Genomic DNA, 14,243 nt, shown 5'->3' on the forward strand with positions numbered 1-14,243 from the left:
TAAGGGGGGTTGACTACTCTGCGTAGTCGGATTCGGGCACGAGGGGACGACGTCGTCCCCTCGGCCGCCCACCCCGGGGCCGAGGGCGTCGGCAGGATCCGGGGCGGGCGGGTCTTGGCGGGAAGGGACGACGGGCGCTTGCCGCCCCTCCCCGGTTCGATGGACGCCTCAAGACACGCCGGGCGACCTACAGGTCGATGCCGACGATGTCCTCCGGACGCACCGGCGCGTGCGTGAGCGGGCGCCTGGTCGCGTCGCGCACCGCGGCCACGATCGCCGGGGTCGACGACAGCGTCGGCGGCTCGCCCGCGCCGCGCAGACCGTACGGAGCGTGCGGGTCGGGACGCTCCAACACGTCGATGCGCATCGGCGGGGTGTCGAGGATGGTCGGGATGAGGTAGTCGGTGAAGGACGGGTTGCGGATCTCGCTGTCCTTGACCTGGATCTCCTCCATCAGCGCCAACCCCAGGCCCTGGGCTGAACCACCCTGGATCTGCCCGGCCAGCTGCTGCGGGTGCAGGATCTTGCCCACGTCCTGGACGGCGTCCAGGGCCACGACCTTCACCAGGCCCAGCTCCACGTCCACGTCCACCACGGCACGGTGCACGCACATGCCGAACTGGTTGTGCGAGTCTCCCTGCCCCAGGTCCGGGTCGATCATCTCGGTGGGTCGGTGGTGGTACTCACGGGTGTGCTCCACCACCTCGCCGCCCTGGGCGGACTCGCCCAGGAGGTCGGCCAGGGACACCAGCACACCGTCGGTGGCGGAGACGAGCTTGCCGCCGTCCAACGCCAACCCGGTGTCCTCGACCCCGGCCGGCACCAGGCCCTTGCGCCGGGCCAGCTCGAACACCTCGGCGCGCACCGACGCGCACGCCGTGCGCACCGCGCCACCGGTCATGTACGACTGGCGCGAGGCCGACGAGGAACCGGCCGAACCCACCTGGGTGTCGGAGGGCGCGATGACGACCTTCTCCACGCCCAGTTCGGTGCGGGCGATCTGGCCCTTGACGGTCACCAGCCCCTGGCCGACCTCCGCGGCCGCGGTGTGCACCAGCACCACCGGTTCGCCGTTGACGACCTCCAAACGGACACGGGCGGTGGAGTAGTCGTCGAACCCCTCGGAGAAGCACAGGTTCTTGAGGCCCACGCCGTACCCCACGCCGCGCACCACGCCCTCACCGCGAGTGGTTCCCGCCACGCCGCCGGGCAGGGTGCGCTGGTCGGTGGGATCCTCCAGCTCGGTGCGCTCCACCGGCATCGGCAGGTCACGGCATCGCTCCAACATCTCCGCCATGGGCAGCGGCATGTCGATCTCCTGGCCGGTGATGATCCGGGAGCCCTGCGCCATGGCGTTCTTGACCCGAAGGTCCACCGGGTGCATGCCCAGCTTCTCCGCGAGCTTGTCCATCTGCGACTCATAACCGAAGCAGGCCTGCACCGCGCCGAAACCGCGCATCGCCCCGCACGGCGGGTTGGTGGTGTACACCCCGTAGGCGTCCACCAGCACGTTCGGCACCTCATAGGGGCCGATGCCCAGGGAGGAGGCCACGCCCACCACCGCGGGGGTGGCCGACGCGTACGCGCCGCCGTCCACGATGATCTCCAGGGTGGCGTACAGCAGGGTGCCGTCCGCCTTGGCGCCGTGCTCGTAGCGCATCTTGGCCGGGTGGCGGTGCACGTGCCCGTAGAAGGACTCCTCCCGGTTGTAGACGAACTTGACCGGCTTGCCGGTGTGCAGCGCCAGCATGCACGCGTGGATCTGCATGGACAGGTCCTCGCGGGCACCGAACGCGCCGCCCACGCCCGCCAGGGTCAGCCGCACCTTGTCCTGGGGCAACCCCAGGGCCGGCGCGATCTGCTTCTGGTCCACGTGCAGCCACTGGGTGGCCACGTACAGGTCCACCCCACCGTCCTCGGCCGGGACCGCCATACCCGACTCCGGGCCCAGGAACGCCTGGTCCTGCATGCCCACCTCGTACTCGGTGGCCACCACGGCGTCGGCCTCGGCGCGCAGTCGCTCCAGGGTCTTTTCCTGACCCTCCTTGGAACCGGCCACGTCCACGAACGAGCCGGTACGGATGGGCTGGTAGCGCAGCCGGTTGCCGCTCTGGTTGAACTCGGGGTGCTCGGGCAACTCGCCCTTGTCGTGCACCAGTGGGTAGTCGGGGTCCAGGGCCGCGCGCCGGGAGTCGCTCACCGGGGCCAGCACCTCGTAGTCGACCTTGATGCGCTCCATCGCCCGCCGGGCGGTCTCGGGGTGGTCGGCGGCCACGATCGCCACCGACTCGCCCTTGTAGCGCACCTTGTCGAAGGCCAGCACCGGCTGGTCCTGGTGTTCCAGGCCGTAGCGCTTGGTGCCGGGGACGTCCTCATGGGTCAGCACCGCCTGCACACCGGGCACCTTGAGCGCCTCGGTGATGTCGATGCCGAGGATCCTGGCGTGCGGGTGGGGACTGCGCAGGGTGGCGCCCCACAGCATGTCCTCCATCCACATGTCCGACGAATAGGCGAATTCGCCGGTCACCTTCAGCGTGCCGTCCGGTCGGCGCGGGCTGGCGCCCACGCCGTCCTTGGTCGTGCTGGAAAGGTCCGTGACGGTACGGGTCGTCGCCGCCATCAGCGGCTCACCTCCTGGGTCAGACTCCGGTGTGCGGCGCGGCCGCGCGCGGCGGCGCTCTGGGCCGACAAAGTGCGCATTTCGCCGTGGTCGACGACGGTGTTCCCGCCGACGAGCAGGCGCTCCAGGGGCGGCGTGGGACCGAACACCATCGCCACCACCGGGTCGTCGATGACGTCGTGGCCGAACCCGTCCACCCGCCACAGGGCCAGGTCGGCGAGCTTGCCCACCGACAACGACCCCAGTTCGCGGTCGCGGCCCAGCACCCGGGCGCCACCCAGCGTGGCCATCTCCAGGGACTGTCGAGCGGTGAGGGCCTGGGGCCCCTTGCGGGCCCGGGCCATCAGCAGGGCCTGATGCATCTCGCCGGCCATCGAGGTCAGCTCGCTGGATGCGGGGCCGTCCACACCCAGACCGACCTTGGCGCCGGCCTCCAACAGTTCGGTCACCCGGCAGATACCCGCGCCAAGGCGGGCGTTGGAGGTGGGGCAGTGCGCCACACCGGTGCCGGTGGCCGCGATCCGACCGATCGCGGCGTCCGACAGGTGCACCGCGTGCGCGAACCACACGTCATCGCCCAGCCAGCCCAGCTTCTCGGCGTACTCCACGGGGGTGCACCCGAACTCGGCCAGGCACTTCTCCTCCTCGTCGAGGGTCTCGGCCAGGTGGGTGTGCAGCCGCACACCCTTGTCGCGGGCCAACGTCGCGGCGTCGACCATCAACTCCCGGGAGACCGAGAACGGTGAGCAGGGGGCCACCGCGATCCGGGTCATGGAGTCGAAGGAGGTGTCGTGGTAGGTGTCGATCGCCTCGGCGGTACCCGACAGGGCACCCGCCAAGGACTCCACGACACTGTCCGGGGGAAGGCCGCCCTGGCTGTGGCCGCGGTCCATCGAACCGCGCGCCAGGTCCAGACGAATACCCACCTCGCGGGCGGCCTCGACCTCGGCCGCCACGATGTCGCCGCGCCCCGCCGGGTAGATGTAGTGGTGGTCCGAGGCGGTCGTGCAGCCCGACAGCGCCAGGTGGGCCAGCCCGGCCGAGGTCGTCCCGGACACCACCTCGGCGTCCAGACGGTGCCAGATCTCGTAGGAACCCACCAACCACTCGAAGAGGGTGCCGTCGGCGAACAGGCCCTGGGTCGCCCACTGGTAGAGGTGGTTGTGCGTGTTGACCAGACCGGGGGTGACCACGCACCCGCGACCGTCGATCCGCTCGAAGTCTCCCTCCACGACGGGGGCGGGGCCGGTGCCCACCGCGGCGATGCGTCCGTCGCGCACCACGACGTGACCGTCGGCGTACTCGGGGCCGTCCACCGTCACCACGTGGGCGCCCTCGATCACGATGACCCTGCTCATGAGGCGCTCCCGGCCTCGGCACGGCGCTCGGCGGCGAGGTGCACCGCGTCGATGATCTTCTCGTACCCGGTGCAACGGCACAGGTTGCCGGCCAGGGCCTCACGGATCTCGGCGTCGGCCGGGGCGTCCTTGCCGGCGCCCACGGTGCGCTCCAGCAGGTCGTCGGTCTGCACCAACAGGCCGGGGGTGCAAAAGCCGCACTGCACGGCGCCCGCCGCCACGAACGCCTCCTGAACGTCGCCCAGGGTACGGTCACCGCCCTTGCCCGGCTCCTTGGCCAGCCCCTCCACGGTGCCGACCTCGCGGCCCTCGGCCTGCCCGGCGGCGATCATGCACGAACACGCGGTCACACCGTCGAAGTAGACCGTGCACGACCCGCATTCGCCCTGTTCGCAGGCGTTCTTGCTGCCCGGGAGCCCCAAGCGCTCCCGCAGCACGTACAACAGGCTCTCGCCCGGCCAGACGTTGTCGGCGGTGACGTCCTCACCGTTGACCTTGAAATTCACGCGCATCGTGAGGACTCCTTCCGGTAGTCGGTGACGGACCAGCTCAGGGCACGGCGGGCCATGACCGACAGGGCGTGCTTGCGGTAGTCGGCGCTGCCGCGCTGGTCGTCGATGGGACGGGCGGCCGCGGCCACCAGATCACCGAAACGGCGCACCACGGACTCGGCCAGGGGACGACCGTCCTCCCAGTCGAACTCGGCCTCCAAGAACTCCTCGGCGGTCTCGGCGCGCAGCGGGGTCGGCCCGGCCGAGCCCACCCCGGTGCCCACCTTCCGGTTGTCGGTGTCCAACGCCAGCGAGAAGGAGGTCACGGCGATGACCATGGCGTTGCGGGTTCCGATCTTGGCGAACTGTTGCGGCCCGGTGGCGCGCGGAAGCAGGATCGCGGTGATCAGCTCGTCCTCGGCCAGGGCCGTCTTGCGCAACGACAGGTAGAAGTCGCGCGCCTTGACCCTGCGGGTGCCGCGCACCGACGCCACCTCGATCTCGGCGTCCGTGGCCAGCAGCGGCGGATGCGACTCCCCGGCGGGGGAGGCCCCGCCCAGGTTGCCGCCCACGGTGCCTCGGTTGCGGATCTGTGGGGAGGCCACCGAACGGGAGGCCTTGGCCAACGCCGGCGCGGCACCGCTCAGGTGCTCGATGACCTTGGTGTAGGGGACCCCGGCGCCCAACCGGGTGTGGTCACTGTCGGTGCCCCACTCGGTCAGCTCCGGGACCCGGGTCAGGTCGATCAGGGCCGGAGGTCGGCTCTTGTCGAAGTTCAAGGCCACCATCACGTCGGTGCCGCCCATGATGGGCACACCGTCGGGGTGGGCGCTCCTGGCCTCTAGGGCCTCCACCAACGTGGAGGGCCTCAGGAATTCCATGCTCGTCCTCGTCCTGCGCTGTGGTCCGGCCGCGTCCTGGTCGACGCGGACCTTCGATGGAACCGGCGATCTCGGTTACTAGGGGGCGATCCTGTGAAGTACACCACTCGAAATCCAGACCAGACCAGGCGTCGATGACATGAAGTGACCTGGGAACGAACAGCGTTCGTTGGTCGTTTCCTCCAAATGACATCGGTGAGAACATCGAGGGACCCGGCTCCAGTGCCCGACACGCTCATCGTGGGACACACTGTGTCCTGAGCCGGAGCCATCCCCGGTGGAGACACGCCCACACGAACACGAAGGAAGTCCATGCAGATCAGTGACCTGATCGCCGTCAAGAGACTGCACCTGCGGTTCCTGGCGGGGGCGGAGCACGCCCACCGCGACATCCGGTGGGCCTACACCACTGACCTGCTCGAACCCGCGCGCTACCTGCGCGGCGGCGAATTCGTACTCACGGGCATGATGTGGCGTACCAGGCCCGAGGACTCCGAGACCTTCGTGGCCTCGATCCTGAGCGCGGGCGCCGTGGCCGTGGGCGCCGGAACCGCCCTGGGCGAGATCCCCGACGACCTCATCACCGCCTGTCGCGCCCACGACGTGCCCCTCGTGGAGATCCCCGCGGAGACCTCCTTCGGAGCGGTCACCGAAGAGGTCCTGCGTTCACTTACCCAACGCCGCTTCACCACCATCGCCGAGACCCGCGACCGGCACCGTCGCCTCATGGCCGACGTCGCCTCCGGAGCAGACTTCCCCGGGGCGTTCGCCGCGGCCGCGACCCAGGCCGGACTCCGCGCCTGGGTGCTCTCCTCCACCGGCCGCACCATCGCCTCCGTCGAGGACCCGCTCACGGCCGGGGAACGTGAACACCTCGCCGCCAAAGCCCTCACCTGGTCCTCCTTTCCCCACGGCACCCGGCTTCCAGGAGAGAACAACGGCGGCCGCGCCGTCACCGTCCTTCCCGTGCGGGCCAAGGAGTCCCACCCGCTCTCCGGTTGGCTGCTGGTGGTCACCGGCGACCACACCGACTGGAGCGAGGAGGTGCACGAGACCGTCGCCGAACTCGTCTCCATCGGCGTCCTGGCCCGCAGCCGCGAGGAGGAACGCGCCCTGACCACGGCCCGGCACCTGGAGGGCCTGCCGCGCCTGCTCGCCGCCCAGCGCTTCGACGAGGTCACCGCGCTGCTGAGCGGCACCGGCGACAGACCCGCACCCGAGGACCGCTCCCACGTGGTGGTCAGCGCCATGATGCTGCCCGAACCCCGGGTGCCCGACCTGGCCCGCCGTGTGGTCGCCGAACTGGTCACCGACCACCCCGGCGCCGTCGTCACCGGCGACAACGACGCCCTGGCGGTCATCCCGGTGGGTGGCACCGACGAACAGGCCCGAGCCCGGGGCGAGGCCCTGCGCACCGAGCTCGTCCACCGCGCCCGGGTCCTGGAACCCGGCCTGCTCGACTACCGGTTGGCCATCGGCCTGAGCTCCGCCGCCCGCGGTATCGGCGAACTGCGCGGCGCCGCCGTGGAGGCCCGCCACGCCCGTCGCCTGGCCGAACTACGCGGCGGACGCTCCCGCGTCATCGCCGGAGCCGAGATCGACTCCCACGAACTGTTGCTGGCCTCGGTCCCCGAGGAGGTACAGACCTCCTACCGCGAACGCCTCCTGGGCCCGCTCATCGTCTACGATCGCGACCACCGCTCCGAGCTGGTGGAGACCCTGGAACGGTTCCTGGACCACTCCGGTTCCTGGCAGCGCTGCGCCGCCGCCATGCACGTCCACGTCAACACCCTGCGCTACCGCATCGGCCGGGTAGAGGAGCTGACCGGGCGCGACCTGAGCAACCTCGAACATCGCGTCGACCTGTTCCTGGCGCTCAAACTGCGCGACTGAACGCGTTCTGTCACCGGCCGGGTCTAGGGTTCGGTGCGTGAGCACCGACCTTCTCGCCGAGACCGAGATCACCGACGCCGACCTGTCCGAACTCGACCTGCGTGACGCCCTGGCCGAGGACCCGGGCACCCCTCGGATCCTGACCCGCTGCGACCTGAGCGGGGCCGACCTGCGCGACGCCCACCTGGTGGACGCCCGCCTGGTCGACTGCAGGTTGGACGGCGCCCGCCTGGAACATGCGGTGTTGGAGGGAGCGGTGGTGACCGGTGGCGGTGCCTCGGGTGCTTTCCTGAACCACTCCGACTGCACCGACGCCCGCTTCGAGCGTGTGGACCTGGCCAACACCCGTTGGCAGGGCGCCCTGCTCACCGACACCGCCTTCCACGGCTGCCGGATGACCGGCGCGGGCCTGAACTCGCTGCGCGGCATCGGCTACACCTTCGCCCAGTGCAACCTCATGCTGGCCCGCTGCAAGGGGATCGTCCTGCGCGGACAGACCCTGGAGGGTCTGCGCATGGACGAGGCCGACCTGGCGGCGGCCGACCTGCGCGAGACGGTGTGGGTGGAGTCGCGCCTGCGCGGCGCGCACCTGGTGGGCGCGAAGTTCGCCGGGGCCGACCTGCGCGGCGCGGACCTGGGGGAGGTGTCCCTGGAACAGGCCGGTTACCTCAGGGGAGCGACGATCGGCCCGGTCCAGGCCGGGCTGATCCTGGCCTCCTTGGGCATCACCGTCGCCGAGTAGACGGCCACGGGGGCGGGGCGCACGAGGCCTCGCCCCCGTGAGGAATCGACCCCTTCCAGGTCCCGGTGGTGAAGGCGTCCACGACGTGGTCGGCGAAGTAGTCGCGGGGCTCGCGTCCCAACGCCTCCAGGACCCCGGGGGAAGGACTCTCCTCCCGACCGTTGGCGATGGCCGAGAGCGAGGAGACCATCAGGAGCGCGTCCTGGCGCGACCAACCGGCCGCCATCCGTTCGTCGACGTAGTCCCGCGCCGACACCGCCTCATAGCGCACCGGGCGCCCCAGTGCGGCGGAGATCTCGGTGGCCGCCTCGTCCAGGGTCAGGGCGCGCGGGCCGCTGAGCTCGTAGACGCGTCCGTGGTGGCCGTCCTCGGTGAGCGCGGCCACCGCGACGGCGGCGATGTCCTCGGCGTCGATCCAGGCCGCGGCCCCCTCCCCGGCGGGCAGCCGCAGCACCCCCTCACGCAATCCGTCGGCCAGCAGCCCCTCGTCGAAGTTCTGCGCGAACCACCCCGGGCGCAGGATCGTCCACTCCAGACCGCTCGCGCGCACGGCCTCCTCGCTCAACAGGTGCGTGACGGGTTCGTCCACACCCTCGAAGTAACCGGGGCGATCCGCCCCGCGCGCGGACAACAACACGATCCGCTCCACCCCGTGCGCCACCGCCCGCTCAATGAACGCCTCGGTCAGCGGCTCGGGGTCGTACTGCACCAGGTACACCGACGCCGCTCCGTCCAGGACCCGATCCCAGGTGCTCCGGTCCTGCCAGTCCAAGCGCCACTCCGAGGAGCGCGAGGCCGCCCGTGTGGGCACCCCCAGATCCCGCAGCCCCGCCAGGACCCGTCGTCCGGTCATTCCGCTCGCGCCGGTCACCAGGACCGGTCGCCGTGTCGTGTTCTCGGCCATGCCTCGAGTCAACACCGCATCGGTGAGACCTTCCATGGCCGAAAAGCTCGAATCGATATCCGAGCGTCTACGATGCGGGGCATGGACGCACTCGCCGATCTCCTCTCGGGTGTCCGGGCCCGCGGAGCCCTCTTCAGCCGGTCCGTCATGACACCGCCCTGGGGCCTGCGCTTCGACCACACCTCGCCCCTGACCCTGGTCACCATGGTGCGCGGTCACGCCTGGATCGCCCCCACCGACGCCGAACCCCTCGCCCTGGGCCCGGGAGACACCGCCCTGCTGCGCGCGCCCGGGCCCCACACCATCGCCCACCCCGTCGACGCCCCCGTCAGTTGCACCGTGGTGGACGCGGACCTGTGCCTGGGCCCGGACGGCACACCCTTGACCGAGGAGGCCGCCCTGGGGGCGCGCACCTACGGTGACTCCTTGGAGGCGCCCGACCTGCTGCTGAGCGGTTCCTACGAGGTCGGCGACGACCTCGGCCCCTACCTGTTCTCCGCCCTGCCACCGGTCCTGGTCGTGCCCGCCGACGAGTGCTACGACCCACTCGACGCGATGATCGCCGCCGAGGTCGCCTGCCCCGCCCCCGGCCAACAACTGGTCCTGGACCGACTGCTGGACCTGGCCCTGATCACCAAACTGCGCGCCTGGTTCTCCCTGCCCGGGGTGGAACCGCCCGCCTGGTACACCGCCATGGGCGACCCGGTGGTCGGTCGCGCCCTGCGCCTGATGCACAACCGGCCGGCCCACCCCTGGACCGTGGCCGAACTGGCCGAACGGTGCGGGATCTCCCGGGCGGCCCTGGCCCGTGCCTTCACGGCCCTGGTCGGTACCCCGCCCATGACCTACCTGGCGCAGTGGCGGGTGTGCATGGCCGCCGAGCGGTTGCGCACCACCGACGAGACCGTGGACACCATCGCCCGCCGGGTCGGCTACTCGACCGCCTTCGCGCTCAGCGCCGCCTTCAAACGCGTTCGGGGCACCACCCCCACCGCCCACCGGCGCGGAGATCCGGTGACCTCTCCCGCATCGACCGCCCTACCCTGAAACCGTGGGAACAGGATCAGTCGGTCAGGACTCGGCGCAGCCACGGTAGCCGCTGCCCCCGCGCGCTCCGGCTCAGGGCCGCGTCGGCGGCGATGGCGTCGAAGGAGTGGTAGCCGCCCGGCCACACGTGCAGCTCGGCGTGCCCGCCGGCCTTCCAGATCCGGGAGGCGTACTCGACCACCTCGTCGCGGAAGGTCTCGGCCGTCCCCACCTCCAGGTAGGCCGGAGGCAGGTTCGACACGTCCTTCGCCCGGGCCGGCGCCGCGTAGGGCGAGGTGTCCGGGCCGCCCTGCGTGCCCTGGAGCAGACAACCCCACCCGGTGTCGTTGGAGGTGCGATCCCACGTGCCCACGCCCGCCATCTGGTGGGCGGAGACCGAGTCGTTGCGATCGTCCAACATCGGGTAGAGCAGCAACTGCGCGCGAACGGCCGGACCACCGCGATCACGGGCGAGCAGGTTGACGGCGGCGGCCAGACCGCCCCCGGCGCTGGCACCGCCCACCACCACGCGTTCGGGATCCACACCCAGAGCGGCGGCGTTGTCGTGCAACCACACCAACCCCGCGTAGCAGTCCTCCACCGGGGTCGGGTGCGGGTGCTCGGGCGCCAACCGGTAGCCCACCGACACCAGGACCAGGTCCAACTCGCGTGCGATCCGAAGCAGTTCGGGGATCTCACCGCCGCGATGGGTCCCACCGATCATTCCGCCGCCATGGATCCAGTACAGCGCCCCGGTGGTCGCGGTGGTCTCCTTCGGCCGCCACACGATCAACGGAACCGGGTGCCCGTCCGGCCCCGGCGCGGTGCGCTGGGACTCGACGAACACCCCGCCCAGCGTCATGTCGGTCTCGTCCCCGGGGGCCAGACGAGCGGCGCGGGCGCGCATCGCGCCGATCTGCTCCGGGACGATACCCGGCGGCATCTCGGCGTTGACCTGGGCCAGGGCGGGCAGCAGTTCGGGGTCGAAGGACGGGCGGGGAGTGGACATCGAGGCCTTCCACGAAGGAGTGACTGAGGTGGCGGAACCCTACCGAAAGCGACATCGGGGCCCGGCCGGTACCCCGCCCCTGGGCGTCGAAGTCCCCGGCGCCCCCGGCCCCGGCCCCTCAATCGTCCAACGCCCGATCGATGAGCGCGTGCGCGCGCGGCACACGGTGGCGCGCGTCGTTCATCCACAGGCAGTCCTGGAGCAGCCGCACCCGTGTCCAGGCCCGCGCGCGGTCCCGATCCAGCCCGGCCACCTCGGTGAGCAGGTCGAACCTGCGCCTGGTGGCCCGCACCGGGGCGCCGGTCTCCTCCGCCTCGGCCCATCGGTTGCGCAAGGCCGGCAGCAACTCGAAACCGGGATCGCCCACCAGTGGCTTGGGGTCGATCGCCAGCCAGTCGCCCCGGTCGGCGCCTTCCAGTGGTGCGAGCACGTTCTCGTAGTGCAGGTCCCAGTGCAGCAGCCGGTCGCCCGGATCTACGGCCAGCTCGTCGGCGATGGCCGCCCAGCGTTCCAGCACCGGTCGCCAGGGCTCCTCCAGATGGGTGGCCCTGGCCCGTCCACGATCGGCGATGTCACGGGTGATGGGTCCGAGCCCGCGCATGTCCTCCGGTCCCGGATGTGCGGTCAGCCGAGCCAACAGGGAACCGATGACCTCCAGGGCCGGCTCCAAGGGTTCCTCGTCCAGACGTCGACTCGGATCGAGGGCCTCCAACAGCATCGCCCCGGTCCGAGGGCTGTGGTCGAGCAGCCGAACCGCGCCCTCGCCGTCCCAGACGCGCAGGGCCAGGGGTTCACCCTCGGTCTCGGGGTCCTGGGGCTGGATCTTGAGCACCGCCGAAGCGCCATCGGCGCGACGTACGGGCACCACCAGGGCCACCGCCCCGTGCATGCTCTCGCCGGCCACGGTCAGCCCCCACTCGTCGAGGTGGCGCACCGTCAGCCCGGGAAGCCGACGCGCCCACTCCGGGCCGAAGAAGGAGGTGACGGACTCGACCAGGGCATCCGGCACGGTGACGGGGTGGACGGAGGCGTTGTCCATGGAAGGTCTCCTCGGGTCGGGTCCGCTCCACGATGACGGGCGCGGGCCGGTGCGCGCACTCGCTTTTCGTCATCGGTTCCGCACCCTGCGACGCACTGGTCGCTCCCGTGCTCGTCGTCCCCTGCTCAGCGTATCGATCATCCCGCCCAGCGCCGGTTTGCCCTGATAGTCCTCGTCGAAGGGCAGCGCGGAATCGTAACCGGGGAACCACTCGGGGATCCACGAACGGGCGTCGGTCGCTCCTCACACGTCCACTCCCACACAACGCGACACCTCAGGCACGCCTGCACGGCCCGCCGGTACTCCTCGGCCTGGTCCGAGATCGCCTCGTCGGTGACCGGTTCGGTGATGCGCACGTCCAGTTCGCTGGTCACGTCCCAGGAGTCGCCCCGACCCTGTTAGTGGCCCAGCACGGTGTCGGAACCGCTCCAGTCGAACTCATGACGCTCGGGCTGGACGTGCACCCACTTCAGCGTGTTCTCCGCGGTCACCGACGTGTGGTGGTCGGTGACGACGTCCCGGTAGTCCGAATCGTCCCGCAACGGGTCGACCGCCACGGCCACACCCGACTCGATGCCGTGCGAGGAGGCCGACCCGGGCAGGTCGCTCCCCGATTCCTCCGCCGGTCCGGGCAGGACCAGCACCGCCACCGCCGCCACCACGAAGACCACCACGCACACCGCCCCCACCGCGAGCAGCGACCCTCGCCCGCGTGTGGTCGTGCGCCGGAGCCCCTCGGCCATCTTTCGCACCCTGTGGTCCCCCACCCTCTAGCGACCGACGGTGACCGGGAACGTGGCCAGACCACGGACGGTCAACGTGTCGCGCCGGGTGGGCATCGCCGTGGGCCGCAACCCCGGGACCCTGCGACTCAGCGTCCGCAGGGCGATCTGCCCCTCCAACCGGGCCAACGGGGCGCCCAGGCAGTAGTGCGTTCCACCGGAGAAGGCCAGATGCTCCGCGGCTTCGGGCCGGGTGATGTCGAAACGGTCGGGGTCGTCGAAGTGCTCGGGATCGCGGTTGGCGGACCCGAGCAGGCAGATGACCTGCTGACCGGCGCCGATGGGAACCCCTTCGACCTCGGTGTCCGCACGGGCCCAGCGCCCGGTGAGCTGGACCGGCGAGTCGTAGCGCAGGATCTCCTCCACCGCCCCGGCCGCCATCTCCGGGTCATCGACCAGGCGTTCCCACTCCTGACGGTGGCGAAGCAGCGCCATCGTCCCGTTCCCGATCAGGTTCACCGTGGTCTCGAACCCGGCCACCAACAACAGCCGGAACATCGACCCCAGTTCGGCCGCGGTCAACGCGCCCTCATCGAAGTGGGCGACCAGATCGGAGACCACGTCCTCCCGTGGGTCCGACCGCCGCTGGACCATCAAGCGTTCGAGCAACGCGTCCAAATCCGCCGTCGCCCGTCGGATCCGGCCGAGCTGGCGCGCCGAACGGGCCCCGTCCAGGGCGGCGCCGATGACGTTCCCGATGCGGTCGAAGTCGGCCCGGTCCTCCTCCGGCACCCCCAACAGGTGACTGATCACCATGATGGGCAGGGGCTGGGCGAAATCGCGCATCAGGTCGAACCCACCCCGCCGCACGGCGCCGTCGATCAGATCGTCGGCGATCTTTTGGATCACCAACCGGTAGTCCTCCATCCGGCGAGGGGAGAAGGCAGGTTTGGCCAGCTTGCGCAACCGGGTGTGGTCGGGCGGGTCGCGCTGTAGGAACGACAGGTCCATCACGTCGAACTGATCGGGGACCGCCATTTCCGAGGGCGGCGCGACCCCGAAGGCACGGTCCCGCAGGACCCGGTGGACGGCCGCGTGCGTGGTGGCGGCGTGGAAGGGCAACCTGCTGGAGACCACCGGACCCCGCTCGCGTAGCCGCCGATAGGTCGGAAAGGGGTTCTCCCGCCAAGGCCGATGCAGGAGGCGGCTGGGGTGGTCCCCGCTCTGGGCGGCCAACCACGACACGCCGTTGGCGGTGCGCAGTCGCGCGTCGATACGAAGGGTCTCGAGGGTCTTCACGGGCGCGCCTCATCCTGTCGGTGGTGTGTTCCGACCCTAGATCGGCCTTCCCCCGTGCGCCGGTCCGCCCGCCCGGTTGGCCGTGTGTGGCCAGGTGGGAACCATCGGTCCCGGTCCACTCGTTCCCCGAGCCCTTTCGCACCTGTTCGGTGGACGCGACGAACTCCACGAACCGGCACGGGATCACACACGTCGACGGTGGTCTCGGTGGGGGCGCCACGCCCTAGACTGGGGCCTCGTTCCACTAAAGACAACGCCG

At 70.8% G+C, this 14,243-nt stretch carries 12 protein-coding genes; 3 read left to right on the forward strand and 9 right to left on the reverse strand.

Annotation, left to right across the window (positions count from 1 at the left end; genetic code table 11):
- Nucleotides 1–187 precede the first annotated feature (187 nt).
- Genes NLI01S_RS07350 through NLI01S_RS07365 form a run of 4 tightly spaced genes read right to left on the reverse strand, consistent with a single transcriptional unit; the run spans nt 188 to nt 5,350 of the window.
- Nucleotides 188–2,620, reverse strand: a complete 2,433-nt coding sequence (locus NLI01S_RS07350; protein ID WP_067601225.1) for a xanthine dehydrogenase family protein molybdopterin-binding subunit — start codon at nt 2,618–2,620, stop codon at nt 188–190.
- A complete protein-coding gene (locus NLI01S_RS07355) occupies nt 2,620–3,978 on the reverse strand; it encodes an 8-oxoguanine deaminase (RefSeq protein WP_067601228.1) in 1,359 nt (452 codons plus the stop codon). Before NLI01S_RS07355 ends, NLI01S_RS07350 begins: the two co-directional genes overlap by 1 nt.
- Nucleotides 3,975–4,490, reverse strand: a complete 516-nt coding sequence (locus NLI01S_RS07360) for a (2Fe-2S)-binding protein (protein WP_067601231.1) — start codon at nt 4,488–4,490, stop codon at nt 3,975–3,977. Before NLI01S_RS07360 ends, NLI01S_RS07355 begins: the two co-directional genes overlap by 4 nt.
- Nucleotides 4,481–5,350: an FAD binding domain-containing protein gene (locus tag NLI01S_RS07365; protein ID WP_067601234.1), complete on the reverse strand. Its 870-nt coding sequence runs from the start codon at nt 5,348–5,350 to the stop codon at nt 4,481–4,483. Before NLI01S_RS07365 ends, NLI01S_RS07360 begins: the two co-directional genes overlap by 10 nt.
- A 312-nt stretch (nt 5,351–5,662) precedes the next feature.
- Between NLI01S_RS07365 and NLI01S_RS07370 the strand changes: the two genes are divergently transcribed.
- Together NLI01S_RS07370 and NLI01S_RS07375 are read left to right on the forward strand one after the other, a co-directional pair.
- Nucleotides 5,663–7,243 (forward strand): PucR family transcriptional regulator, encoded by a 1,581-nt coding sequence (locus NLI01S_RS07370; RefSeq protein ID WP_067601237.1) that lies wholly within the window; start codon nt 5,663–5,665, stop codon nt 7,241–7,243.
- 37 nt (nt 7,244–7,280) lie between these two features.
- On the forward strand, nt 7,281–7,985 hold the full coding sequence (locus NLI01S_RS07375; RefSeq protein ID WP_067601240.1) for a pentapeptide repeat-containing protein: 705 nt from the start codon (nt 7,281–7,283) through the stop codon (nt 7,983–7,985).
- Here the strand turns inward: NLI01S_RS07375 and NLI01S_RS07380 are convergent.
- Complete coding sequence (locus NLI01S_RS07380; protein WP_067601243.1) at nt 7,969–8,889, reverse strand: SDR family oxidoreductase; 921 nt, start codon at nt 8,887–8,889, stop codon at nt 7,969–7,971. The genes NLI01S_RS07375 and NLI01S_RS07380 overlap by 17 nt on opposite strands.
- Nucleotides 8,890–8,970: 81 nt before the next feature.
- Between NLI01S_RS07380 and NLI01S_RS07385 the strand changes: the two genes are divergently transcribed.
- On the forward strand, nt 8,971–9,936 hold the full coding sequence (locus tag NLI01S_RS07385) for an AraC family transcriptional regulator (protein WP_067601246.1): 966 nt from the start codon (nt 8,971–8,973) through the stop codon (nt 9,934–9,936).
- A gap of 16 nt (nt 9,937–9,952) precedes the next feature.
- Here NLI01S_RS07385 and NLI01S_RS07390 read toward each other — a convergent pair whose 3' ends face one another.
- From NLI01S_RS07390 to NLI01S_RS07405, 4 genes are all read right to left on the reverse strand, one after another.
- On the reverse strand, nt 9,953–10,924 hold the full coding sequence (locus tag NLI01S_RS07390) for an alpha/beta hydrolase (protein WP_067601249.1): 972 nt from the start codon (nt 10,922–10,924) through the stop codon (nt 9,953–9,955).
- A 118-nt stretch (nt 10,925–11,042) separates the two neighbouring features.
- Nucleotides 11,043–11,963 (reverse strand): aminoglycoside phosphotransferase family protein, encoded by a 921-nt coding sequence (locus NLI01S_RS07395; protein WP_067601252.1) that lies wholly within the window; start codon nt 11,961–11,963, stop codon nt 11,043–11,045.
- Nucleotides 11,964–12,361: 398 nt separating this feature from the next.
- Nucleotides 12,362–12,706, reverse strand: a complete 345-nt coding sequence (locus tag NLI01S_RS26665; RefSeq protein ID WP_067601255.1) for an endo-1,4-beta-xylanase — start codon at nt 12,704–12,706, stop codon at nt 12,362–12,364.
- A gap of 27 nt (nt 12,707–12,733) precedes the next feature.
- Nucleotides 12,734–13,984 carry a cytochrome P450 gene (locus NLI01S_RS07405; protein WP_067601258.1) on the reverse strand — a complete coding sequence of 417 codons (1,251 nt, stop codon included), beginning with the start codon at nt 13,982–13,984 and terminating at the stop codon, nt 12,734–12,736.
- Nucleotides 13,985–14,243 lie beyond the last annotated feature (259 nt).

It is taken from the genome of Nocardiopsis listeri NBRC 13360, from assembly GCF_001570765.1.
Classification (GTDB): domain Bacteria; phylum Actinomycetota; class Actinomycetes; order Streptosporangiales; family Streptosporangiaceae; genus Nocardiopsis; species Nocardiopsis listeri.